The following is a 26191-nucleotide window of genomic DNA, read 5'->3' as shown; positions in this document are numbered from 1 at the left end:
CGAATAAAATTTAATTAAAAAAACACTTGTAATTTTGTGTAAATTTAACTATTTTTTTGAGTTAATTTTTGTTAGATTTTTAATGTTATATAAAAAAATGACTGGAGCTAATTTACTCCTGTCATTTTTTATGATTTTTTAGTTAGTTTTTTAGAATATTTTTCTTTAAACCATTTTGTTTTCTTAAGTTTATGTAATGAAAGAACTTCAAGCATTTGTCATAATCCACCAAATAATCAGTAGACTTGGACACCAACCCCGAACATAATTGTTATAATTGCGAATACTGCAACCATAATTTTCTGGGTTTTTTCAGATTTTTTAAGTGCGTTCTTTTCAGAAATTGTTGTTGTTCTTTTGAATTTTTTTCTATTTAAGAATTGTGGTAATAATTGAGAAAGTATTTGAATAGCTATTGTTAAAACTAAAATTCATAAGTAACTCATGTCTCCACCCATAACTTTTTGGAAGGAAACTGATGAGAAGTTTAGCCCTAATCAAACTGTATCTTTAATTTCTGGAATACCTTGAATAACCCTTCACATAGCAAGGAAAATAGGCATTGATATTAATAAACTACCAAATTGATCTAAAGGATTAATGTTGTATTTAGCATATAAAGCTTGTATTTCTTGGTTTTTTCTCATTTTCATTTGTTTATTTTTTTCAAAACCTTGATATTTAGCTTCGATTGCTGCTTTTTTATATCTTAATCCTTCTTGTAATGATTGTGACATCTTAGTTTTAAATGTTAATGCTAATGCAATCAATCTAGTTAAAACTAATGAAATAACAATGGCAATAATTGCTTCTCACCCTTTTAAATTAGGTAATGATTGTTGTAATGATTGTACAATAACAGATAATGGATAAACTATTAAACCGTAGAAAGGACCATAAGTTCATGATTCTGCTCAATTTGAAATAGGTTGTAATGCGTAATCACCTTTAAATAATAAGTCTTTATTTTCAACATTTAATTTCGCTGTTTCTAAATCATATTTATTGATATCAGAAGAAATGATTTTAGATTGATCAACTGTTTTAGGATCATTTTTATCTTTTCTTTTTGGAGCGAAACCTAAAGAATTTAAATAATTAAACATTGTTTCTTGGTACATTTTAATTAATGTAAACTCTGCTTGTGAAACTTTAAATAAAGTTTCTGTGTTGTCTTGACTAACTATTGATTTTTTATCTTCTTTGATTAAACTTTTGAAGTAGTCTGATACAGAAGAAAAGTCTTGGTTATTAACTTTATTAACTGTATATTTGTTTAATTCTTGTAAAAACTTACTGTTTATACCGAATGTGTAATTATAAAACTCTTGTAAAACATCTCTTGCATACATTTTGTTAGCTAATGTAATTTGATCTTTAACATCTTTAGGTTTATCATTTTGTTCGCTATAGTTGTTTACTAATTGTAAACCACTAATAAATTTAACAGATAAGTTTTTGTTTTCATCTACATCATAAACATCTTTTTGTATTGTTTTTTTACCATCAGCTGATTTTACATCTATTTTATGTGTTTTAACATCGATGTATGGCACTGCTGCATTTGGTAAAAATCTTAATAAAACAATATCATTAATTTCGTTAGAATATTTATATGAAGTCGAGTTAGCTGACTTAAATAAATATCTTCCGTTATTTTCAACTATAAATTTATTATTGTTACCTTTTTTGTTTTCAATATTAATAGCTGATAAGTAGATTTTTTGTCCATTTGATTCAACTGCATATTCACCACCGTTTTGTGCAGTTTGTTCTCTTAATTTATCCAAAATTTTTCTATCACTAACATAAATATTTTTGTCAGCGTTTTGGTCTAAAATTTGTAGCTTTGATATTTCTAATTTATCATTTGTTTGGTTTCCGTCATTGTCTAGTAAAGGTAATGCGGTTGTTTTTTCATTACCATATTCACGTTCTTTGAATGTATTAACTCTAGGTGCAATGTCATTCTTGTCTCTAAAGAACTCGATACCGTTACCAACGGTTGTTGAATTCTTTAATACGAATGACTGAATACAACCTGTCATAGTTAGACCAAAGATTAAAAGGTATAAAATGATTTTCAATCACTTGAAAAAATCTTTTTTTACTTTCGCTCTTTTTTCGTCTGAACTATCGTTATTGTTTCTGAAATAATTAAAGTTATTATTTTTCATTTTTTCTAAATCTTTCAAATAATTTTTCTATTTCTACCTTTTTAATTGAAAAAGGAGAAATACAAAAGTCTTTTCTTGCAATAATAACAAAATCATAATTTAGGTCATACAGATCTAAATTATTTATTATTGCTTTGAGTTGTCTCTTGTTAAAATTACGACCAACAGCATTTTCAAATTTTTTAGGTATTGTAATACCCATTTTAAAAGAATTACTTTTTTTGTAGTATAAAACAATATATTTGTTGTGTAAATAATTATTTTTACTTATGATTTCTTGAAAATCCCAATTCTTTTTTAGTCGATATATTTTTTTCATATTGGTATTTTATTATTTGTCAGAAACTGTTAACTGTTTTCTACCTTTAGCTCTTCTAGCAGCTAATACTTTTCTACCATTAGCAGTTTTCATTCTTGCTCTAAAACCGTGAACTTTTACGTGTTTTCTTTTATTAGGTTGGTATGTACGTTTGCTCATTTTTCCTCCTTGTTTAGATTATAATATTTAAGCGTATTTATATTATACAATAATTTAAGTTATATATTAGTTAATAATTATTATTGTTTAAAAGTGATATAGGTAATGTATTTTCGTTTAAAAATAGGGTATATTTTTAGTTATTTTTTAAATTTTTTGAAATTGAAATTTATATATATTTTGCGAAAAAAATCAAACTTTTTTTGTGTTGATAAATAAGAACGAAATTGTATTTTTTAGAATGATAACAATTTAATTTTAAAGGTAGTTTTCTAATTCTTATTCAATATTGTTTTTTGTATTATTATTTAATATTAAAATTTCTATATTTTAATTTACTACATAAAACCGAACTTTTTACCGTAATTTAAGTAAAAAAATATATAATTAAATATGTTTGTTTTAAACAAAATGATTGGAGTGATAAATGAAAAAACTATTCGCATTTGACTTAGATGGAACTATTTTAGGTGAAAATAATAGAGTTTCTGAGTTCAATTTTGAAGCATTAAAATTATCTAAAAAATTAGGTAATATTAATGCGATTGCAACAGGTAGAGGTATAAGTAAGGTTTTACCTTTATTTAACGAAGAAACAATAAATAATTTTGACTATTTTGTTTGTTCAAATGGTGCAGTTATTTATGATATAAAAAACAAAAAAACCTATGTACTAGGTAAATTAGATAATTCTATATTTGAAATTATCAGAAAATATGCAGATGATAATAAGTTGATTTTCACAATTGATTCAATAGATCATAATTGCACTATTTTACCCGATGGTAAAATACCTAATTGACTTAACACTGAAAACAAGATGGATTTAAATATTCTTAATATTTGTAACATACCCGAATTACAAAATAAGATAAGTAATAATGATTTTCATATTGTGCAGATTGCAACAAGAAATCCAAAGGAAAGTGCGAAAAAGATAACTTCAGAAATTAGTGAATTACTAAAAAAATACGAAACATCAATTTTCTTAACAAATAGTGTTTATACAGATGTTAATCCTCTTGGGATTAATAAATTAAAAGGATTGGATAAAGTTTTAGAACTAGAAGGTTTAAATTACGAAAATTTAGTTACATTTGGTGATAGTGGTAATGATATCACAATGTTAAAAAGTGCTAAATTAAGCTTTGCTATGGAAAACGGAACAAGTGAAGCTAAGAAAGTAGCTACTAAAACTATTGGACAAAATAATACAAATACAATAGGTGAAACAATAATTGAAATTTTAAATTTAAGTCTAAGGTAATATAATGTGGTATAATTTCGTCCTATGGAACAAGCAATAAAAATACTAGCGTGAATCGCAGCTGTGTTTGTTATGATTTTAAGTCTACCGCAGCTGATAAATATTTTAAGAACAAAAAAGACTGGAAAAATTAATTTCACTTCATTTTGAATATTCCACATCGGATTATTAATGTGAACATTCTGATCATCATTTGGTGGCGATGAATTACAACCAACCTTGGTAGCTAATTCGGTATGTTTATTTTTATACACAATAATGATTGGTTTATTATACTTTTTCAAAAAAGAATTTAGTCTTTTTAAAAAGAAGGTGGCATATTCGGTATTGGTACTTATATTATTAGTATGACTATCATTTATCATTTCAAGAAGTTTAAGTAGTTTCAAATGAGACTCAGGAACACAAACAGCTATGGCTTTAATATTCCCTGCATTAACTACATTTGCATTCTTACCACAATTAATCTATTCATGAAGACACAAACAATGAAAAGGTATTTCAATTTGAATGTATGTTGTTTATGAATTAAATAACATAGTTTGAATAATTTGATGAATTTTATTAATCGCATTTACCGCAGGAACAAGTAATGTTGGTCCTTATGTTGGTGGTTTAATGTGACAATTAATTTCATTTACTTTATTCGGAATTCAATTTGTATACACTTTTAAATACACAAAAAAATCAGAAATAAAAAAAGTTAACACTAAGTAAAAGGTTAACTTTTTTAATAACTTTTATTTTTTACCTATTATTGAATTGTATGTATCAATAGCAGTTTGTTTATCAAACATTTGTTCTAAAACAGTATATGCTAATTTTTCTGAACTCATAGCCGAACTACCTGTTATAAAATTGTTTGAAACTATAACGTCTGTATCTATATAATCAGGTGTTTCTCTAATTAATTTACTTCATTCACCAGGGTAACTAGTAAATTGAGTATTTTTTGGAATTAAATTATTTTCTTTTAATGCGTTAGGCGCATCACAAATTGCGAAAATGAATTTATTATTGTTGATAAATTTATTGATTAAATCATGAGATTGTTTATTATTTCTTAATACTTGAGCACCTTTACCACCAGGGATAAAGATTGCATCATAATCAGAAAAAACTACGTTATTTTTAATATTGTCAATTCTAGCTAAATTAAGTTGTCCAACAGCACTTTTTAATGTTGGGTTATAATAATCGATTTTTTCGAATTTATTTGAACGACTTCAAATTGTAATAGGTGTCACTAATTCGAGATCATTGAAATTGTTTTCTAATATTACTAACAATTTCATATATTATTTTTTACCTTTTCTAATAATTCCCCTATATGCAAGATAAATTATTAAAACAAGTGGAAGTAGAACTACTAAAACAAATACTATTATATAAGTTTTAATTCACGCTTTATTTTCGGTAGCTCTTCTTTCTTCTACTAATTTCATAACTGCAATAGCAGATTCGGCTGTTCCAAATTGAGCTTTAACGTCTTGTATTCTTTTTTTATCGTATAAAGTAATAAATAAATAAAGTGCAAATATTCCGGCAAATACACCACCATTAATTCCTAGTAGTGTTTTTGTGTTTCCGAATGTTTTATCTAAGTTTTTAACTAAGTCAACATACATGTGGAAGTTAAGTGAACCGTTAGTTTCACTTTCATTAAATGGTCTACCGATTGTAATATCTTTAATACCAAAATAAAGGATTACTATAGCTAAATTAAATAGTATGAAATATGTTGCGAAAAATACAAATAATCAAGTTAATCTTAATGATTTTAATGTTAAGGTTTTATATAAATCTGCGAACATTGTGCTTGAAGCAGCATCACCATTAGAATAGTTTGATCTATAATTTCTTTCTACATTTTTTCAACCAGAAATTTTAATTAAACTTTTTACTGAAACTGAAAATGATAATAATAATATAAAACCAATAAGTACATATCATCCAATACCATTGTTTTTGTCAACAGATGTGTTTAAGTAATAATTAACACCTATAGCAATGAGAGAAAGAAGAAAAAGTGTTCCTCATAAAAAGAATGATAGATAACGAATTCTTTTTTCTTTTTTAATTATTGAGTATGTTGCTGGGTTTAATTGTTTTTGCGGATCAACAAACATAGAACTATTGTTAATTTGTGAAGTTTGTAGGTTTACTGGTATTTGTCCAGTTTCCATATTAACTGAGTTAGTGTTATTTTGTTTTGGTTTAAACATAATTAGTTTGTCGCTCCGTTTCCTTCGCTTTCTGTTTTTTCAGTGTTACTTGTTGGTTGATTTGCTTTTGCTCTTTTTTCTAATTCTCCAAACATTGAATTCATAACTTTATCGAAGTCAATAACTTGATTTTGTTTTTCAACGTTCTTTTCTATAATTTCAGAGAATTTTTTAGAAATTGCTGCTTTAGCATCTTTGTTTAAGTTAGTTGAGAAATTACTTAATATAGATTTAGATTTGTTATCAAGTGAATCTTGAATATATTGATCATAAATACTTGAAATATTTTTAACAATGTAATCTGTCGCAATCTCTTTTCTTTCTTTTTCGGAAGTTGCTAATGCGTATCTAGGTTCATCAGAAGCAACTTTTGCACGTATTTCTGCAGCAGTTTCGTTGTTAATAAGTTTTAATTCTTTTACTTGAGGTATTTTTTCAACATTTTTTAAGATGATATTTCTTAAATTTGTATCGTTTAAAGTGTCTGTAAATCCTTCCATAACTTTTTCGAATTTTTCTCTAATTTCTTTGTTATTTGGGTTATTAACGTAATCATCAAACAACTTATCACCACCAGTAACAATTTGGTAGATTGATAATGCAAAGTTACCAATACCATTAAGACTTGCCCCTCTACCACCAGTCATAATTTTAACAGCAACTTGACTAGCTTTTGAAGTACTGTTATCTTTTGTACTTGCACTTAGTAAAACGTTACTAAATAAGAAAATACCGAATGATGATGCTACCATGTTTGAAGCACCAGTTAATAATCTAATTGTAGATTTTTTAAAGAAGTTACGTTTTCTATCAACTCTTTTTCTTCTTCAACGCATTAAAATATGTAGCGTAATAGTAATTGAGAATAAAATCCCTCTTATTAATCAATAGAAACCTAACGCTGCAAGAGTAATAACAAATGGTATTGCGTCCTTATATTCTACGAAACGTTCATTGTTTTGTAGTGTTGTAGCAGCTGCAATTGATCCAACTATTGTTAAACCAACAGCAACAACTTTAGCTAGAACATATTTTGTTCTTAATCACATACCAATAAGGAATGATAATGCAAAAAGTACAATTATCATGATTGGTATTATGTATGTTAAACTAGGTACGTCTAACTTAGTGAAAAAGTAATTAATTTTTTCTAATATCTGAGATATTGCGTCTTTACTTTTTTCTGTAGAATTATTCTCAGAAAAGTAACTAACGTAGTTTAAATTCATTTTTTAAATTCCTTCCATTTAATTTGGCTATAAATAAGTAGATTTTTTAAGTTTTTTTCAAGGTTCTTTTTTCTTTAAACGATCAATGAAAAGCATACCGTTTAAGTGATCTAATTCGTGTTGGAATACTATTGCTAAATAATCTGTAACTTCGTATCTTAAAAATTTCTTTTCAAAATAACTGTAAGCGTCAACTATTATTTTTTTGCTTCTGTGAACATAACCTGCTTGGTTTGGTCATTCTTCAGAAACAGATAAACATCCTTCACCTTCACTTAAAGCGACTAATTCTTTACTTTTAAATACAACTTTTGGATTGAAAAGTACGTCTTTAAAAATAACTTTTTCATCTTCATCTTTTATAAAAATATAAAAAGCATTTTTTAGAATTCCGTATTGAACTGCGGCTACTCCAACACCAGGTCTAAATTTAGTTCCTTCTGTTTGAGAGTCATCAATATGGTAGATCATTTGTTCTGCTAATTCTATATTTTCTTCTGATAGAGGTAATTCCACGTCTAACGAATTTTTTCTTAAAACCTTATCGGGTAATTCAACTATTTTTACATCAAATTGTTTTTGTTTATTCATATTATTTATTATATAATTAATTAAAGAAAAATTAATTAAATAATTAATAATTACGCGAAAATAAGGAGAAAAAATGCAAATTTACATGGCAATATTAACAAATTTACTTTTTATTGTAATTGGATACTTGATTGGTTCTATTAATTTATCAATCTTGCTTGGTAAATATTTTTTCAAAAAAGATTTAAGAGATTTTAATTCTAAAAACGCCGGTTCAACAAACGCTAAGCGTGTTTATGGAAAAATGTTTGGTACATTTATTTTAATTGCAGATATAATAAAACCAATAATTGTGATAACGTTATCATACGGAATTGCTAAGTTAATAAATAATAGTATTGAATTAAATGTTTCTACTTCAAATGCTTTTGTTGTTTCTAATCAAATTTACGGTAAATTAATTTTAATACCTACATTAGGTGGGTTTTCGGTTTTATTAGGTCATATTTTCCCTGTATTTCATAAATTCAAAGGTGGAAAGGGAGTAGCTAACTTCGTAGGATTATTGTTATGTATTAATGTAATTGCATTTTTAGTTTTTGTCATCATGTATTTTGGTGTTTTATACATTAAAAAATACGTTTCATTAGCAAGTATAACTGCTTCATTTGTGTCATCTATTTCATTATTTACACCTTGGATGATTACTGGACCACTTGGGATATTTAATAATATTAGTAGTTCAAGTTACTATATTGTTATTCCTTTAATTACATTACTGTTAGCATTTTTAATCATTTATTTCCATAAACCTAATATTTTAAGAATGAAAAACAAAACAGAACCTAAAATAAACATTAAAAGATAATATCGATAAACACATGCTAATGTGTTTATTTTTATAAATAAAATTATAAATATATATAATATAAATATGAATTATACAAAATACGCAACAGTAGACGTTGGTGGAACAAATGTACGTTTCGCCTTATTTGATGAAAATGCAAAAATTTTAAAAAAGAACAAAACACAAACAAATGTAAATAGTGCAGAATTAACTTGTGATTGAATAGTTGACCAAGTTAATGAATACAATATCGAGCATCTTGCTTTATGTATTCCAGGACCAAGTGATTACAAAAATGGTGTAGTTTTAAAGAGTCCTAACCTATTAGGGTCATGAGTAAATTTCGATGTTAAGACTTATTTATTATCTAAAACTAACTTAAAATCAATAGTTTTTGAAAATGATGCTAATGCTATGACCTTAGCAAATCATAAGAAATTTGGTAAAGATATTGAAGTTAGTCAATTCTTTACAATTAGTACTGGTTTTGGTGCAGGTTTAGTTATAAATAATAAAATTTTCCACGGAAATAACTACTACGCACAAGAAATAGCTCAATTACCTATAGCAAGAAATGAATTTGAGGGTGAGCATCGCTTAATTAATAACTTTGCTTTAGAATTACACTGCTCTGGAAGTGGTATAGGTACAAAAGCTCAATTTTATAAAATTGGGAATAATGCTAAAGATGTTTTTGATACTGAACACACAAATGAAATTTCTAAAAAAATAATTTTAGAAGCTAAAGAAGCTTTATCAAGAATGTTTGCAATTAGTGCTGCAATTATTGCCCCACAAGTATTTTTTGTTGGTGGTAGCTTAGCATTAGCAAACCGTGATTTCGTGAAAGAAGCTTTTGAAGAAGCTAAAAAAATGAGTGACTTTAACCATTTCAACAATATAGAGTTAATTTTTGATGAACTAGGTGATGACTCAGCATTAGTTGGTTTATATTATTTAATTAACGATCAAGCACATTAATTTAATGTGTTTTTTTAATATCATAGTCTTTGATATATCAAGTAATCTTTTTTTATCACTTATACTTTATAAAAACCCATAAAATTTTCTATAATTTATATTACTATGAAGAAAAAAACAAAATTATTATACTTAGCAGCTGGTTTATTAGCACCAGCTACGACTTTAGTCTCTTTAAGTTGTTCTAGCAATGAAACAAAAGAAGAGAATGTAAAGTTAGTTCCTTATGAACAAAAAGATTTTCAAAACAGAAGAAAAGAATCTGGAAAAAATTGAATTGGTTGAAACAACCCTAAGTTTGTTGAAGTAAACAAACAAAAAAGTTTAAATAACTTTACATACGCTGATGAAGCTAAAAATGTAAAAGCTATTGCTCCATTCAATAAAAAAGCTAAAAGATCTAATGTTGTTTATCAATTAATGGTTTACTCATTTGCTGATGGTAATGGTGATGGTATTGGGGACTTTATTGGTTTAAAAAACAATTTAAGTTATTTTACTAATTTAGGAATCGACACACTTTATTTATCACCTATTTTCCCAGCCTCTACATATCACGGATATGATGCAATTGACTATACAGCTGTTGCACCTGAACTTGGTGGTATGGAAGCTTTTGATGCTTTCTTAATTGAAGCTCACAAAAACGGAATTAGAGTTGTATTAGATATGGCGTTTAACCATACATCATACGAACACCCATGATTCCAAAGTGCATTATTAAATGATAAATCACAATACAAAAGTTTCTACAACTTCTACAACAGTTTTGGTGGTAGAGAAAACAGAGAGGGTATTGACGACGATAATATAAGAACTTACTTTAAAAACGTATTACAAAAAGGTGATAAATTCACAGATTATGACGGTAAAGAGTATGACGTTAAAACAACTAACAAACACTGAGTTGCCGAATTCTGAGCAGGTATGCCTGATTTAAACTTATTTTCACCTAAGTTACAAGAAGAAATAAATAACGTTCACTATTTCTGAGCTAAAAAAGGTGTTGACGGATTTAGATACGATGCTTTCTATCACTTCTTCCAAAGTGAAAATAGATTTAAACGTAAAGAATCTGGTGCTTCAACAACTACAAAATTATTATCAAGTTGAAGAAAAGCAGCTGAAAAAGCATATGCAGAAGCTGAAAAAGAAGGTGTATCACGTTCATCAACTAAAGCATTTATGTTTGGTGAATGATGAGGTGATCCATCAGGTTGAGTAGGTCCAAAATTCTCTAAAGATTACTGATTTGATAAATCAAATGATTCAATGGCTATTGGTTCATTAATCGACGGAACAAAATGAAGATATAACAACGAAGTAAGCATTCGTCCAGAAGATGAAAGAAATGTTCTTAATGCTTTAAAAGATAAAAATGGACAGCCAAGAGAATGAATGCCTCACTTAGAAAACCATGACGTTGATAGATGAATTACTAACTTTAGAAATACAGTATCACATGGTAAAGTTGGTGCTGAACCAAATACACTTAGCGATCAAGAAAGATCAGCATATGAATATGCAGTATTTTCATTATTAACAAGAGGTGGATACCCAACTCTTTATATGGGTGATGAAATATTAATGCAAGGTGGAAATAAACGTGAAGGTGATACAAACGTTCGTGAACCTTGATACTGAGGAGATATGTCTAAACAAGTTTACTTTGTTGACGAAAGAGATGGTGCACAAATCTTACCTAAAGCTTCAGTTGGTGAAGGAAATACAGAATATTTAGTTAATGATCCAAATGGTTTCTACCAATTACTTTCTAAATTAATTAAAGTTAGAAAAGATTACCCATCAGTTAGTGAACAAAAAGTAGAACACATTGCTAACCCTGAAACAGTTTTAGATTATCAATTAAGACCTGATATTTACCAAGATGATTTCAAATATAGTGAAACAGTTTTAAGAGATAATCACGATGGAACATATGTTTTATTTATCTTTAACGGAAGCAATAAACCACTTTCAAATGTTTGACTTAAAAAAGATTTTGAAATAAAAGAAGTATTCTTATCAAAAAATATTGAAACATCATTACTTGATCCATCTAATCCAACACAAAGCCCAACACTTATTCAAGGTAAAGGCGGAGTTAAGTTAGCAGCCTACTTAATAGGTAGAAAAGATCAAAAATAGAAAGAAACAATCTATCTTGATATATCAAGTTAGAATAACAAAAAACATACAATTTTAGTTGTATGTAAACATAACAATTAAATTTGTTATAAAATTATAAATAGGATATGAAAAAGAAATATAAATATAAAGTTAAAAAAATCCCCTTCAAAACGAAGATTAGATGATTTTTTCTAGGTAAATACCCGCTAGAAAGAAAATATAAGCCAAAAATTTTAGAATATTTATTCCTTATATTTTCGAGTATGGTATTATTGGCCTTACAAGTTGTTTTTGCGTTATATATAATAAATGTTGCAAATACAGTGGACAAAAGCGAATTTTGAGGCACATTGATTCTAAAAATGAAGGAGTATACTACTAGAATACTTATATCTATATATTCAACATCTTATTTGGTTGCTATTATTTTATCGATACATGTTTTTTATATATTACAAAAAACAGAATTTAATAAATGAATAGCAATCATAGGTGTTTTAAGCTTACTACTAATGTTAACACCGATAAGTATCCTATTCTTAATCGTCGCTTATAATAAAAATGAATTAGCGTTCGAATAAACAAAATAATGGAGAAAAAATGAAAAGAAAATTATTATTATCAACTGGTTTAGTTGGAGGTCTTGCATCTTTATCAGCAGTTATCGCTTGTGGTTCAACAACAACATCAAGTTCAAACGGTAACACATGAGCCAACAGAAAAGATATTGTTATCGCAGTTGACGGAGCTCAAAAAGAATTTTACGAAGAAGTTATTAAAGAATTTAACGAAACACCATTTGCTAAAACAAAAGGTTTCAAAATTAAAACTATTACTAAAAACGTTTTTGGTGCTCTTGACTTCGGTACTCAAGGTTTAACAGATGATCAAGTTCCTGATTTATTCTATGCACCTAACGATAGAATTACAAGTACAGCTCAAACAGGTTCATTAGCTGAAATTGATGAATTCTCACCAACTTTATTTGATGAACTTGCAACACAATTAGGTGTTACATCTGAAGAAGAGAAAAAAGAAATGAAAGATTTCGGTACTGTAGAAGGTGTTGTTAGAGATGACGCAGCTGCAGGAACAGTTAAAAAACTTTTAGCTTTAAGACATAATGCTGAAGGTATTGTTATGGCTTCTGCATTAGACGAAAATGCAGCTAGAGATATCTTAAAAAATGTTAATACAGATACATTAGCAGAATTAGTTTCTAGTGGTCAAGCTTTATTAAGAATTCAAGACTTCTGATTCGGAAACGGAATCTTTGGTGGGGTTTTTGATAAATTACAAGAAGATGCAGTTACAAACGGTGAAAAATCTACATACTTAATGTCAAAAATTCTTTATTCAAAAAATAATGAAGTTTCTTCAGGGTTCATGAAAAAAGATGAATTCCACCCTCAATTTAAAAAAGCTCTTGAAGTTGTTGGTGATTTATTATGACCAATTTACGAAGCTGCATATAAAAAAGATACAGTTCAATATGCTGAAACAGTTTTTGGTAAAAAAGGTATTTCACAAGCTGACTTAGTTTCATTCTTAGGTAGTGATGTAGGTAATGCTCAAAACATTTCATTTAGATTAATGAAAGAAGGAAAAATTAATTTTGCTTTAGTTGGTACATGAGATATTCAAAATGCTCAATCAACAGCAAAAGCTAAATCATTCTTTAACGTTGTAAATACAAAAGATGAATATAAATATTTACAAGCTTCAGGATCATGATCATACGCAATTAATGCTAGAAATAATGGTGTTTCAGAAGACAGAAAAAATGCTATTGTTGAATTAATTAAAATTATTTTCAAAACAAAACCATACTTAAGATACTTCGAAAGAGATTCTAAGATTCCTTTTGCTAAAGAAGAACGTAAAAAAGTTCAAGCAGCTTATGCGGCACAAAACGTAGAGAAAAATGCTGCGATCTCTAAATTTGCTACAGATTTAGGTTTTGCTGATTTTGAAGCATTAATTACTAAATACGAAGAAGTTGTACAACCAATTGCTAAATTAGCAAAAAGTAGCTTATTAGGTAATACATGAAGTATTGAAAACAATAACGAACCTTTAAACGATGCTAATAAATCTCCTAAATCTAGTTACCAATTAATAACACCTGAAGAACACGCAACAAAAGCAGATGATCAAAAAGGAAACTTTAATGTTAAACCTAAACAAATGACAGAGGAACAATTCACAACTCTTAACAATAGTTTAGAAGATTCATTTGCTTTAAGAAATGCACTTGCAGCTATTCTTGGCTTAAATAAATTAGATCAATTATCAGGAAATGGTCAAGTATGACAAATTGGAGAACAAATTGTTAAAGGTGGTCTTTCTAAGATTACAGATCCTAAATACGCTGATTTAATGGAAGGTCAAAACTCATGACACGTTAGAAAAGTAGAAAGATACATTTTCGGTGCATACGGAGATAATGGTGACGAAAAAGAAGCATTAATTGCAGCATTTGTTAACATCATTAATAATAAAGAAGAATTAGATGCTTATGTTGATAGTATTGTTGAAAAAGCTAAAGAATTTTCAGCAGATGTTGCAAATACACCAGTAGATGCTGAACAAATTAAAAAAGCAGTAAACGGATACTTAGCTAACTATAAAAACGTTGCTAGAGTAAGATCTGCGACAGCAGGAATTTACGAAAGCGGAAGAATGGTTAAAGCTGATGGTACACCTTCTGATGTTACATTTGATGAAGTTACAACAAAAACAGATGAATACAACAAACTAAAAAGTGTTGATAAAGTTCTTAAAGTTGTTGCATCATCAGAAACAATTAAAAATGGTGGAATTGGTATCTTATCAACTCAAGAAAGACGTATCGATAACTCAAACCCTCAATTTGGTCAAGTATGAGGAAACTGAAACGAAAAAACAATCGGTAACAAAGTTAAATTAGAAGAAATTAAAGGTTCAGTAAACAGCAAAGAAGACCTTGTTGCAAAACTTGAAGATCATTTAGATTACTTATTCACTCAAATAGCAACAGCAATTCAAGGTAAAGCATCATTAACAGTTGTGTTCGATGCTAAAAAACCAGCTCAAAAATAAGTATGTATCAAAAATACAAGACAAATATTAATAAACAACAATTTTATATTTTCATTTCATTAATAGCATTATTATCAGTTGCTTTACTAATTTGAGTTTTAATACCTTTTGGTTACGGTATTAACGAAGAATTTGTTAAAAAAATTGAATCAAAAAATAATGAAGAAGAAATAAGTAAACTTGTTTCACAATTAGCAATGAAAACGATAATATCTTACATTGCAAACTCATTCGTGATAGTATTTTTCTTGGTATATATATTACTTTTAAAAAATAAAATTAAAGCAGGATATCTATTCTTTATAATTTGAATTTTAGTATTTATAACTTTTGTCGGAATGCCTTTTTACGGAGGATCTGCACAAACTAGTCAATATACTAAATTTCAATTCTGGGTAGGTATCTTTGCTTCATTTTTATCAGGAGTAATGGCAATGACACTTTTTGTGTTTATGCTAAAATACCATATTGATAGAAAATTTCACTATTATGAATGATATAAAATACACAAAGGACGAAGCAGATAATTATGGAAGATTTAAAACTTTATAATTGATATGGCGAGTCATTTGATAATATTTTACCCCAAAGTTCAGGTAATATGGCTGCTTACAAAAAGCAAGTAAAAAACATATTTTTAAGAACTAAGGATAGGATAAAGTCTCAAGAAAATATAGATAAAGATCTATATTTAAGGGCTAGAACAAAACTACAAGATAATTTAAAAAGAGAACTTGCGAGTCACAAAGTTGCCTACAAGAATAAACTTGCAGTTTTAAAAGATTCTATTAAAAAATTATCATATTCAGATTCAACAATCAAGTTGTTGCAATTTGAAATTAATAAAATCAAAGCAGAGTTAAAAGATACAAAAAAATATGCAAAAGATTTTGTTTACTCTTTACAACAAAGTGCTGATGAAATTAATGTCAAATTAGATAACATAGAAAAATTAAAAACTAAAACATATGTTGATGAAAACGAATTATTTAAAAAATTCGCTGTTTACAACATAATGAAAATTTATTTACAAAAAATAGAAAAAACTGATTTCAATATATCTTTAATTCATGACTTTTTATTACCAATAGAGTTAGAATGAGTTAAAAAACTTGATAATCCAAAAGAATATTTTACAAATATTTATAACGAAGTTGAAAAACAAAGAATTAGTTTATACAACCGTAAACAAGAATTAATTAGAAAATTTGAAGGTACTCATAAATTACAAAAAGAGCTTTATATTGAAGAAACAGAACAAATTAAAACAATAACAAAGCAAAAAATACTTGAATTAGAGTACGAATATACAAAAAAATCTAATGAATTAATGGAACGTGCTAAAGAAACTAAAGCAAAAGCGTTAGAAAAAATAGAAGAACAAAAAGAAGTTATTCTAAAAGCCGAAGCTAAAAATAAAGCAGTTGTTAAAAACATAATTGACAATTCAAATGCTCAAATTAAAGAAATTAAATCAAACTACAAAGAACAATTAAAATTAGTTAAATATCGTTCTATTGTACAAAATACAAAAGACTTTATGAGCTTTTTATCTAAAAACGAAATTAAAGTTCCTGAATTAGATTACACATTCAAAAGTAATTTTACAGTTGATCAAGCAAAAGAAGTTGCGACTACATTAAAAAGTGAAGTAAAAAACTTCGTTGAAGAAAATAAAGAAAATGATTTTGTTAAAATTGCTTACTCACAATTCTTTAGTAAATTAAACTTATTAAGAACATATATTGAATTTAAAAACCTATTAAAATCACAATATAAAGAAAAAATCGGTTTAAGTAAAGTTAAATATACATATGAAGGTAAATTTAATTTAGAAGAATCTAGATCATTAAAAGATTTATTTATTGATTCAAGAAAAACCAGATTAGCTTTTAGAAAAGAAAAAATAAGTGCTAAACATGATTTATTAGCACTTAAACGTAAAGAAGTGGCTAAACTTAAAAACAGAGATAAAGTTAAAAATATCGAAGAATTAAGCCTAGAACTTCTAACAGATAATGAAAAATTCAAGCTTGCTAAAGCAAAAGCTATAAAAGAGTTTAAAGAAGGAAAAGCCGAATTAAAACGTAAAATAGCTTCAAAAGAAATTTCAAAACAAGCTTATAAAAATAAAATTTACGAATACAAAATTAATAAAAAAGAAACAATTCGTGAAACAAAACTTAAATCAATGTTGATGTCTAATAAAGAAATTTTAAGAACAGCATTTTGAAGAGAGTTTTCAGAGCACAAAGTTAACAAAAAAATCTACGAAAGTAAAATAACTGAAGCTCAAAAAACAATACCAGTAGAAACAATGAAGAACTTAAGATTCTTAACAGCATTCTTAGGATTCATTTTCCCTGGTTTATCAGAGTTAATATTCTTTAAACAATATGTTAAAGGTGTTTTATTAACATTACTATCAACATTTATATGAACAATTGTTATTCCGTTTTCATTTGGTGCCTACTGAAGTAGAATGGGTGGTATCCCTGGATTCAGTGACCTTGGAAAAGGATTGCATAATGCATCATTAGGAGTCTTCACTGATGCTCGTTTATATATATTTGGTGGTGTTATTTCCGTTGTGTTATTAGTTTTTGCGGTTGCTTACTTATCGGTTTCATCAATAAGTTCATACCGTGTTGCTAAACAACTAGAATATGGTTCAAGACCAAGTAAATGAACACACACAAAGAGATGATTAAACACAAGTGGATTCCCATGAATGATTTCACTTTTTGGGTGATTCTTAATGATTTTCATCGTTGCAACACCTATCTTTACATCTATCTTAATTTCATTTACAAACTTCGGTTATGAACACCAAGCTCCATCACAAACAGTTGATTGAGTTGGACTTAAGATGTGAGGATACTGATGAGTGTTCAGAGAAAATAACTTATTATTATCATTACAAAGAGTTATTGGTTGAACAATTCTATGAACAATATTCTCTACATTAATACCAATTAGTGTTGGTATCATAATTGCTGTATTAACAAACAGCCAAAGAATTAAATTCAAAAAAGTGTTTAGAGTTATTTACATTTTACCTTGAGCAATTCCTGCTTTCGTTACACTTACATTTATTAAAAGTATGTTCCAAGGTGGAGATCAAGGTTTCATTAACTTAATTATGCTAAAAGTAGGTTTAATCAGTGAAGCTAAAAACTGATTAGCCGAAATTGGAAAAACAAGAGTACTTGTTATTATTGTTCAAACATGAATTGCTTATGCTTGAATCTTTATGTTAGTAACAGGTAACTTACAATCAATACCAAAAGATATTTATGAAGCTGGTTCAGTTGATGGTGCTAGAGGTGCACAGTTATTTAGATATTTAACATTGCCTTCGCTATTATTATCAATTGCCCCAATGTTAATCGGACAATTTGTTGGTTCATTCAACAACTTTACAACAATTTCTATCTTCACAGGTGGTGGTCCTGCATTTGCTAACCCTACTGTGTTTGGTGAAGCTTCAACAGATATCATTATTTCATGAGTTTACAAATTAACACTTGGTACAGTTAAATTTGCCGGAGATCAAGCCTTCGCTGCTGCCTTAACAACTTTAGCTGCATTATTCAGTATTTCACTTGGTGCTCGTGGATTTATTAAATCAATGTCAAGGAGGGATTAAGAGATGTTTTTTAGAAAAAGAGTTTATTCACATATTTTTGATGATATAAAAGTAAACAAAGAAAAACTAGACAAAAAAAGATTAAACTTTAACGAATCAGATTCAAAACCTCCTACAACAATGGAAATAATTTGATTATTCTTTAATTATTTAATCTTAATAGTTTGAGCAATAGTTGTTCTTTTCCCAATTGTTTCGCTAATCGTTTCAGCGTTTAACGTAAACAACCCACGTATTATCGCTATTACACCATTTAAATTTGGTTGAGATAACTTCACTTACTTATTTACAAGTGAGCAAAGTTATTTTGGTAGATGATACTTCAATACAATTTTAATTGCTGTTTTAACAATGGTTATTTCAACAATTGCTGTAGCCTTAAATGGTTATGCTTATTCAAGATTTAAATTTGCTGGTTCTAAGCACTCATTAACAGTTATTATGATGCTTCAAATGATACCAGCTACATCGGCTTTAATTTCGCTATATTTACTTATTAGAATGGGTAATTCACTTGGATTCCCAACAATATTTATGTTAATCTTAATTTATGCAGGTGGTTCAATTTCAGGTAACACATTTATGTTAAAAAGTTACTTAGATACCATCTCATCAGAATTAGATGATTCAGCAAAAGTTGATGGATGTAATAACTGAGGACTATTCTTTAAAATATTAGTTCCAGTTATCAGACCCGCTTTAATTATGGTTGCTTTATGGTCATTCCTAATACCATTTACAGATGTTATCTTACCTAAATTCGTTTTATTCGAATTAGAAAATACAACACTTGCTGTTGGGTTAAGTTACTTTATTGATACTGAACCTAAACACGTTAATGCTGGTGCATATGCTGCTGGTTCAATATTAGCTTCAGCACCTGCCTTTGTGTTATTCATGTACTTACAAAGATACATCGTTGGTGGTTTAAGTGACGGAGCCGTGAAAGGATAAAAATATGAAAAACAATTTAAATGAAAATGCAATTTCAGATTTAGATACTGGTTTTGAAACTATTGATTTAGAATCTATGCTTTCTGAAGTTGGGGAAATTTCTTCCACAAACAGCGGTGCCCACATTAATTTAGTAAATATTTCTAAAAAATATGAAGGAAACGAAAAATATACATTAGAAAATATTAATTTAGAAATTAAGCCAGGTACCTTCTGTATCTTTTTAGGACCATCAGGTTGTGGTAAAACTACACTTTTAAGAATGATTGCTGGTCTTAACTCAATTACTAAAGGTGATTTATTATTCAATAACAAAAGATACAACAACTTATTACCAAATGAACGTAATATCGCTATGGTTTTCCAATCATACGCTTTATACCCACACATGAATGTTTATAACAATATTTCATTTGGTTTAAAAATTGCTAAAGAAAGAAAAGATATTATCGACCGTCGTGTTAAAGACGTTGCTAAGATCTTAAAAATTGACGAATACTTATATAGAAAACCTCGTGATTTATCAGGGGGACAAAGACAACGTGTTGCTATTGGACGTGCTATCGCCAGAAAACCACTTGTTTTCTTAATGGATGAGCCGCTTTCAAACTTAGATGCTAAATTAAGAGAAAGCATGCGTAGAGAAATTGTTAACATCCATAGAATGTTAAACACAACAAGTATCTATGTAACACACGATCAGTTAGAAGCTATGACAATGGGTGACCAAATCGTTGTATTTAACGACGGAAAAATTCAACAAAGTGGTAAAGGTAAAGATTTATACTTTAGACCAGCTAATGTTTTTGTTGCTAAATTTATCGGTTCACCAACAATGAACACTTTCGATGCAGTTTACAAAAATGGTAAATTAATAGAAGAAAACAACAGTTTAGAAATTACTTTAGATGATGAATCTAAACAATTAGTTAAAGAAAACCAAAAAATCGTTGTTGGTTTCAGATCAGAAGATTTAAAAATACATAGCAAACAAGTTCCAAATTCAGTTTTAGGTAAAATAACAAATATTGAGTTAATCGGTAAAGATCAACTTATTGCGGTTAAAGTTAACGAAGATCTAGAATTTATCGTTAATGCTTCTAATAGTGAAGAATTTGAATTATATTCACAAGTTTATGTTGAATTTATAATACCAAGAATTCACTTATTTGATAAAGAAACTGAAAACAGAATTAATTAATATGAATTTATCAAAACATCTTAAAAATTACAAAGAAAGAAAAATTCTTTTATTCTTAATTACATTACTAGTTTTTATATCATTAATATTTCAAATAGTAATGTACATTAACTTTTTCGATAGAATTCAAATCGAAAAAAACTGAATTAATGCAGGTCATGTGTTAGTTCTAAACTGAAAAAAATCTTCTCCAACTTATCAACTAACAGAATTATTCTTATTCTTAAATACATTATTTGTATTTTCTGCAGTTGTTATTCTTGTTATTTTATTTGTAATGCAATACAAACTTTACAAGAATATTGGTAATGCAGATGAACACTTTAAAAGTTTATACTTTTTAATAGCGGTATTATTCGTTAGTTCATTTGCAATAATTTCATTACAACCAGAGAGTGTAAAACAAATTAATGTTATTACTATTAATGAAGAACTTCGTGAAATTGACGTTCAATTAAAATATGATCTTAGCTATAAATTAATTTGATCTTCAATGATTATGTCATTCATTACATTAGTATTTACAATTAGCGCTAAAAAGAAATTTGGTTTTGTTACTAAAGATAAATTATTAGTTACTTCAGAAGAAAATAATAATGGACGTATTAAAATGTTCGTAGGTAAAAAAACTCGTTCAGTATCTGTTTCTAAAACTAATAAAATTAACGATTTAAAAAACAAAATTCAAAATATATTAGACGGTAATTAAAATCATTTTAAACAACAGGAAGCCCTGTTGTTTTTATATTCTTTAAAACTTGGTGCACCCGTCAAGAAAATACCCTAAATATGCGATGTTTTTGTATAAATTATTATAATTTTATTACTATGAATTTAAAAGATAAAGCAATAAAAAAATATTTAAACTTAACATATAAAAAATATTTAAAAAATCAACTTAGAAAAGAATATGCTAAGTGAGATGACCCAAAATACAAGGATAATATTAACCAAACTTATAAAGATTTATGAAAGACTGCTCCAAAAGCTGAACCATTACAAAACTACAAAAATACAAATGTAATGTACCAAGTATTAGTTTACTCATTTGCTGATGGAAATAATGATGGGATAGGTGATTTTATTGGTTTAAAAAATAAAATCGACTATTTATCAAATTTAGGAATTGACCAAATTTGATTATCACCAATTCACCCTTCATCAAGTTATCACGGTTACAATGTAAAAGATTACTGTAATGTTGCAGATCAATTAGGTGGTATGGATGCTTTTATTGATTTTTTAAGTGCAGCACACAAGAAAGGAATTAAAGTTTATTTAGACTTAATTTTTAACCATACATCATTTGAACACCCATGATTCCAAAAAGCAATCGAAGGTGATGAATTATACAAAAGATATTACAGAATAGAGCCTGATTTAGACATTAATGATCCAGATGTTAAATTAGATAAGGAATTTTACAGAAAAAGCTTTCCAAAAGTTAATCAAACTCCTACAAATAAGCATTATTTAGCTAGATTTTCATACTCAATGCCCGACTTAAACTTAGATAATAAAGAAGTTATTGATGAATTAGCTGAAATTCAAAAATTCTGAACTGCAGTTGGAGTTGATGGATTTAGATATGATGCTATAGCAGAATATTTTTCAAGTGAAATCGAAACAAAAAACAATTTTAATGAAGCTAAAATATTCTCAATATTGAGAAAAGCTAGTGACGAAATCACTAAACCAGCAGGACGTGATGATGTGTTCATGGTTGGTGAATGAGTATTCACAGATACACTTAAAGGACTACAATATTTAAAAGACGGAGATCAATTAGGTTTAAACACTATTTATGATGGATTTAAATACTTTAGACAAAATACTGATGTTAGAATTCCGTTTAAAGACTTAAAAGAACTAGTTAAAAAATATGAAGAAGCATCTCCAATTAGTAGATGAATGCCTTTCATAGATAATCACGACACAAAAAGATGATTAGAAGTATTCAGAGAAGAAGTTTCTAAAAATAAACCATATCAGTTAACTAAAAAGTTAACTGAACTAGAGAAAGATAACTTAAAAATAGCTATGTTTCAACTAATGGCATTACCTGGTAATCCAATTATTTATCAAGGTGATGAATTATACTACTTTGGAACAAGATATTATGGTGACCCTTCTTTAAGAGAACCGATGAAATGATCAAATCCACAAGAGAATTGTTTCATTTATGATGGTATTGTTATTGAGAACTTAGAAGAATATATTTTATTAACTTCTGCAACTCAATTACCAGTAATCGAAGAAGCTATTAAAGTTGAAAATTCACCTTATAGTTTAATTCAATATATGTCTAAATTACGTGAAGAATTTCCTTTCTTAAAAGAAACAAATTCTGATACAATTGCAGACCCTTATACATTTGTTGATACAGATGATTACTCAAGTGTTACAGTAAGAAAAGCACCAGGTCAAGAAAAAGAATTCTTACTTTTTGCCTTCTGTAATTACAAAAACGAAAGATTAAATTTTATTAAAATTTCAAGAGATTACCACTTTAAACCTATCTTGTTAAATAAAACAAATAATTACGGTTGAAACTTCGAAATGAAGCAAGGTGGATACGCAATTTTTAAATTGATAAAAAAATAATAAAATATTAATTTTTAAATTTGGTAAAATTGTGATATGGTAAACGCAAAAAATAGAAAAAAAATTAATGAAGAATTAGTTTCTAAAGCAACTCCTAAAATATTAAGTAAAACTAATGAAGTTGTCAAATATTTAATTGATTTAATAGTAACAAGAAAAGTTCCTGTTAATAAAATTATGCCTTCAGAGCACGCATTAATGGAAATGTTTAATTGCTCTAGAAGTGTTGTTGTAGGTGCTTATCAAAAACTATACGCTCTTGGTGCTGTTTACACAATTTCTAAAAGAGGACACTTTGTCGCTGAGAATTTTTACAACTTAATTAAACCAATTAGCTTTTTAATTGGTGCTGATAGAGTTAGAGGTATCGAAAAAGAAAATCCAACTGAACCTGAATGATTCCATGAAAAAAGAATAATTTTTGTTGATGGTTTTAGACAATTCCGTACATCATATGAAATTGACGGAGAATTAATTGGTGAAGCAGATATATTTTTATCAACTAAAAATATAGATCAATTTGAACCTATAAGTTTAAATAAACCAATTATCGATACTTTAGCTGAAAGAAGTAGTTTAACAAATATTGTTTATGAGTTAAAGTACGAAGATGTTAAAATGTTTGGAGAGAATAAACTAGTTGTTATAACTATGTGAGGTTACGATAACGAAAGTATTAGCATTGCTGCTAAATTCTACGTTAAACCAGAAAACTTTATTTTCTTCCACCAAGAATTTTCATTATATTAAAAACGACTATAACAAATATGTTTTAGTCGTTTTTTTGTATATTTATAAAACCTTTATGATAAGGTAATTTTAGTTTTGATTGAGTAGTATAAACTGAATAATAATTAGGATTAATATTTGTAATTTTTTTAATTTTTAATGATGATTCGTCGTAATCAAAATAAAGAAGAATTCAAATGTCTGGTTCATAAGAATAAATCGAGTTAATTAAGTTATATATTTCATCTGCATCTGATTTTTTATTAACTAAATTTAGTAATTTATTAATTATTTTATAGTTTAATTCAGTTGAATTAGAAGCTAACAAAAGGTTTAGATAAATTTTTTCACCGTAGTAATTAAAACTTGGTAGTGGGTTGTCAGCACTAAATTTTTTATTAACAGATATTTGCTCTCTATTATAAGTTTTAAGTTTTAAAAAAGCTTGTAAATCTATAACTATTTCATAAGGGCTAGTTAATTGTTGTTCTTTTTCAATTTTTTGTAATGAATTACCAAATAGTGAATACACAAAGTTGTTTTTGTGCGCTATTTCATCGAATTTAACTAGTATTTTATTCTTTTCAACATTTTCCATACTAAAATTATACAAAATTAATAGAAATTAAAAATTTCAATCATTTTTTTGATTAAAAAAGAACTTAGTGTAGAAACATAAGTTCATTTTTTCTTAAATAAACATCTTATTTAGTAATGTTGACTTAATATTTTCCAGTTTTTCAAGCTTACGCTGAAGAAGTGTAATTGATGAGTCAATATTATCAAAAAATAATGTAATTTTATTTTGTTCTTTTTCAACATTTGGATACTGAATATCCATTTTTGTAATCATTTCCATTCTAACTGAATCAACTGTATTTTTTGCTGATTGAGATAGTGCTCTTTCTAAAAAATGACTTGAAAAGTATCAATAAAAATATTTACCACTTACATAATTAAAATCAAATATACCATAACATCTTTGGTGGAGATCGAACTTACCATTTACGTAGTGAAAAACACTTCCTATTTTTCCATCACCAATAGTAATAACTGCTTCTTTATCGAAAATGTATTTATTACTTTTTTTAACGTCTTCCGATCTAATAAAGAACGGATATATACCATTATGAGTAGCATCATCTGTATTACTTGAGCCTGTTTTTACGGTAGCAATTTCATCGACAGGCTTAAGTACTCAAGCGTTTGTAAATTCCTTAAATCTAATTTCCGGAAAATTAGCTTGACCGCTCACAAACATTTTATTCAATAAAAACTCTTTAATATTTTCAAGTTTCTTTAACTTACGCTGAAGAAGTGTAATTGATTGCCTAATTTCGTCAATTAAAGAAGCGATTTTTTTCATTTCATTTTTATCATTTGGAATATTTATTTGTAGACTCAAAAAATTATTAACATTAAGATTGTATCTAGAAATACCTTGAGATAATTTTATTATTTCTTTTCTGATGTTTTTAGATCTCATTAAAAATCCTAAAAAGTTAGGAACAATACTTTCAACATCGTACGGTCTTACTCCGAAACAAAAACTATTTAAGTAAACATTTTCTGAAGTTTCAAAATTAAAAACAGAAGCCATTCCAGATTCATTAATTGTTTCTGATGAAGTAGGTACTAAAATATCACCTATTTTAATTTTATTTTGATGATTATGAATATTTACATAATTATCAGGTAAAAAGTCAATAATATTATTTTTATAGACATCTAGATACGAAATATAAATTGATTTTCCACCCACGAAATTATCTTTAGTTAAGCCAGTTAATCCACTAAATTTGTAACCAATTTCATTGATACGTTTTAGTACTCAATCGTTTGTGAATTCCTTGAATCTAATTTCAGGCTTAAAATCATTCTTATTACTCATATTTTTCTCCGTTAAATGTCTTAAATTTATTAATATTTTACCATATATAATTTTCATTGACACCACATGTATCATGTTTTAAAAAAATATTAAATTTTTTTTGAAAAAAGTGGTACTAAAATTTTGGGTTAATTTTCATTTAAAATAATTTTAAAGATTGTTATTACGGAAAAATCATGTTTTGTATAAAATCTCTATTTTATAGATAAAAAAG

Annotated in this window: 23 protein-coding genes; 14 read left to right on the top strand and 9 right to left on the bottom strand. The window is 27.4% G+C overall.

Going from position 1 to position 26191, the window contains the following annotated elements; translation table 4 throughout:
- Window positions 1-128 precede the first annotated feature (128 nt).
- From yidC to rpmH, 3 genes are read right to left on the bottom strand one after another with little or no spacing between them, the layout of a single operon-like run.
- Window positions 129-2195: a membrane protein insertase YidC gene (gene yidC / locus HTZ87_RS03235; protein ID WP_254616014.1), complete on the bottom strand. Its 2067-nt coding sequence runs from the start codon at window positions 2193-2195 to the stop codon at window positions 129-131.
- Window positions 2167-2496 carry a ribonuclease P protein component gene (gene rnpA / locus HTZ87_RS03230; protein WP_174893125.1) on the bottom strand — a complete coding sequence of 110 codons (330 nt, stop codon included), beginning with the start codon at window positions 2494-2496 and terminating at the stop codon, window positions 2167-2169. Before rnpA ends, yidC begins: the two co-directional genes overlap by 29 nt.
- Window positions 2497-2508: 12 nt before the next feature.
- The gene (rpmH, locus tag HTZ87_RS03225) at window positions 2509-2655 is read right to left on the bottom strand and encodes a 50S ribosomal protein L34 (RefSeq protein ID WP_174893124.1); all 147 of its coding nucleotides are present in this window, start codon (window positions 2653-2655) and stop codon (window positions 2509-2511) included.
- A 427-nt stretch (window positions 2656-3082) separates the two neighbouring features.
- Here rpmH and HTZ87_RS03220 point away from each other — a divergent pair, with 427 nt between their 5' ends.
- Window positions 3083-3922, top strand: a complete 840-nt coding sequence (locus HTZ87_RS03220) for an HAD-IIB family hydrolase (protein WP_174893123.1) — start codon at window positions 3083-3085, stop codon at window positions 3920-3922.
- 24 nt (window positions 3923-3946) lie between these two features.
- Window positions 3947-4639: a PQ-loop domain-containing transporter gene (locus HTZ87_RS03215; RefSeq protein WP_174893122.1), complete on the top strand. Its 693-nt coding sequence runs from the start codon at window positions 3947-3949 to the stop codon at window positions 4637-4639.
- Between the two features lie 23 nt (window positions 4640-4662).
- Here HTZ87_RS03215 and HTZ87_RS03210 read toward each other — a convergent pair whose 3' ends face one another.
- The 4 genes from HTZ87_RS03210 to def are packed head-to-tail and all read right to left on the bottom strand — an operon-like array spanning window position 4663 to window position 7967.
- Window positions 4663-5217 carry a DJ-1/PfpI family protein gene (locus HTZ87_RS03210; RefSeq protein WP_174893121.1) on the bottom strand — a complete coding sequence of 185 codons (555 nt, stop codon included), beginning with the start codon at window positions 5215-5217 and terminating at the stop codon, window positions 4663-4665.
- Window positions 5218-5220: 3 nt separating this feature from the next.
- The gene (locus HTZ87_RS03205; RefSeq protein ID WP_174893120.1) at window positions 5221-6147 is read right to left on the bottom strand and encodes an MSC_0882 family membrane protein; all 927 of its coding nucleotides are present in this window, start codon (window positions 6145-6147) and stop codon (window positions 5221-5223) included.
- Between the two features lie 2 nt (window positions 6148-6149).
- A complete protein-coding gene (locus tag HTZ87_RS03200) occupies window positions 6150-7376 on the bottom strand; it encodes a hypothetical protein (RefSeq protein WP_174893119.1) in 1227 nt (408 codons plus the stop codon).
- A 27-nt stretch (window positions 7377-7403) separates the two neighbouring features.
- Window positions 7404-7967 carry a peptide deformylase gene (gene def, locus HTZ87_RS03195; RefSeq protein WP_174893118.1) on the bottom strand — a complete coding sequence of 188 codons (564 nt, stop codon included), beginning with the start codon at window positions 7965-7967 and terminating at the stop codon, window positions 7404-7406.
- A 73-nt stretch (window positions 7968-8040) separates the two neighbouring features.
- Between def and plsY the strand changes: the two genes are divergently transcribed.
- The 12 genes from plsY to HTZ87_RS03135 all read left to right on the top strand — a co-directional run bounded on the left by plsY (window position 8041) and on the right by HTZ87_RS03135 (window position 24107).
- Window positions 8041-8775: a glycerol-3-phosphate 1-O-acyltransferase PlsY gene (plsY, locus tag HTZ87_RS03190; RefSeq protein WP_174893117.1), complete on the top strand. Its 735-nt coding sequence runs from the start codon at window positions 8041-8043 to the stop codon at window positions 8773-8775.
- Between the two features lie 66 nt (window positions 8776-8841).
- Window positions 8842-9738 carry an ROK family protein gene (locus HTZ87_RS03185; protein WP_174893116.1) on the top strand — a complete coding sequence of 299 codons (897 nt, stop codon included), beginning with the start codon at window positions 8842-8844 and terminating at the stop codon, window positions 9736-9738.
- A 105-nt stretch (window positions 9739-9843) separates the two neighbouring features.
- A complete protein-coding gene (locus HTZ87_RS03180) occupies window positions 9844-11886 on the top strand; it encodes an alpha-amylase family glycosyl hydrolase (protein ID WP_174893115.1) in 2043 nt (680 codons plus the stop codon).
- Window positions 11887-11993: 107 nt separating this feature from the next.
- Window positions 11994-12449, top strand: a complete 456-nt coding sequence (locus HTZ87_RS03175; protein ID WP_174893114.1) for a hypothetical protein — start codon at window positions 11994-11996, stop codon at window positions 12447-12449.
- Window positions 12450-12468: 19 nt separating this feature from the next.
- Window positions 12469-14949, top strand: coding sequence for a hypothetical protein (locus HTZ87_RS03170; RefSeq protein WP_174893113.1), 2481 nt, complete (start codon window positions 12469-12471; stop codon window positions 14947-14949).
- 2 nt (window positions 14950-14951) lie between these two features.
- On the top strand, window positions 14952-15476 hold the full coding sequence (locus tag HTZ87_RS03165) for a hypothetical protein (protein ID WP_174893112.1): 525 nt from the start codon (window positions 14952-14954) through the stop codon (window positions 15474-15476).
- Window positions 15477-15478: 2 nt separating this feature from the next.
- Window positions 15479-18598 carry an ABC transporter permease subunit gene (locus HTZ87_RS03160; protein ID WP_174893111.1) on the top strand — a complete coding sequence of 1040 codons (3120 nt, stop codon included), beginning with the start codon at window positions 15479-15481 and terminating at the stop codon, window positions 18596-18598.
- Window positions 18599-18601: 3 nt separating this feature from the next.
- Window positions 18602-19552, top strand: coding sequence for a sugar ABC transporter permease (locus HTZ87_RS03155; RefSeq protein ID WP_174893110.1), 951 nt, complete (start codon window positions 18602-18604; stop codon window positions 19550-19552).
- Between the two features lie 4 nt (window positions 19553-19556).
- Window positions 19557-20753: an ABC transporter ATP-binding protein gene (locus HTZ87_RS03150; protein WP_174893109.1), complete on the top strand. Its 1197-nt coding sequence runs from the start codon at window positions 19557-19559 to the stop codon at window positions 20751-20753.
- Window position 20754: 1 nt separating this feature from the next.
- Entirely contained in the window at window positions 20755-21462 is a 708-nt protein-coding gene (locus HTZ87_RS03145; RefSeq protein ID WP_174893108.1) for a hypothetical protein, read from the top strand.
- Window positions 21463-21581: 119 nt separating this feature from the next.
- The gene (locus HTZ87_RS03140; RefSeq protein ID WP_174893107.1) at window positions 21582-23357 is read left to right on the top strand and encodes an alpha-amylase family glycosyl hydrolase; all 1776 of its coding nucleotides are present in this window, start codon (window positions 21582-21584) and stop codon (window positions 23355-23357) included.
- Window positions 23358-23393: 36 nt separating this feature from the next.
- Window positions 23394-24107: a winged helix-turn-helix domain-containing protein gene (locus HTZ87_RS03135; protein ID WP_174893106.1), complete on the top strand. Its 714-nt coding sequence runs from the start codon at window positions 23394-23396 to the stop codon at window positions 24105-24107.
- A 22-nt stretch (window positions 24108-24129) separates the two neighbouring features.
- Here the strand turns inward: HTZ87_RS03135 and HTZ87_RS03130 are convergent, their stop codons facing one another.
- Window positions 24130-24684, bottom strand: a complete 555-nt coding sequence (locus HTZ87_RS03130; RefSeq protein ID WP_174893105.1) for a hypothetical protein — start codon at window positions 24682-24684, stop codon at window positions 24130-24132.
- Between the two features lie 93 nt (window positions 24685-24777).
- Entirely contained in the window at window positions 24778-25977 is a 1200-nt protein-coding gene (locus HTZ87_RS03125) for a restriction endonuclease subunit S (protein WP_174893104.1), read from the bottom strand.
- Window positions 25978-26191 lie beyond the last annotated feature (214 nt).

This window comes from Mycoplasma sp. OR1901 (genome assembly GCF_013348745.1).
In the GTDB taxonomy this organism is placed as follows: domain Bacteria; phylum Bacillota_I; class Bacilli_A; order Mycoplasmatales; family Metamycoplasmataceae; genus Mycoplasmopsis.
The sequence above is the reverse complement of the archived record's forward strand: the minus strand, read 5'-3'. Positions and strand labels throughout refer to the sequence as shown.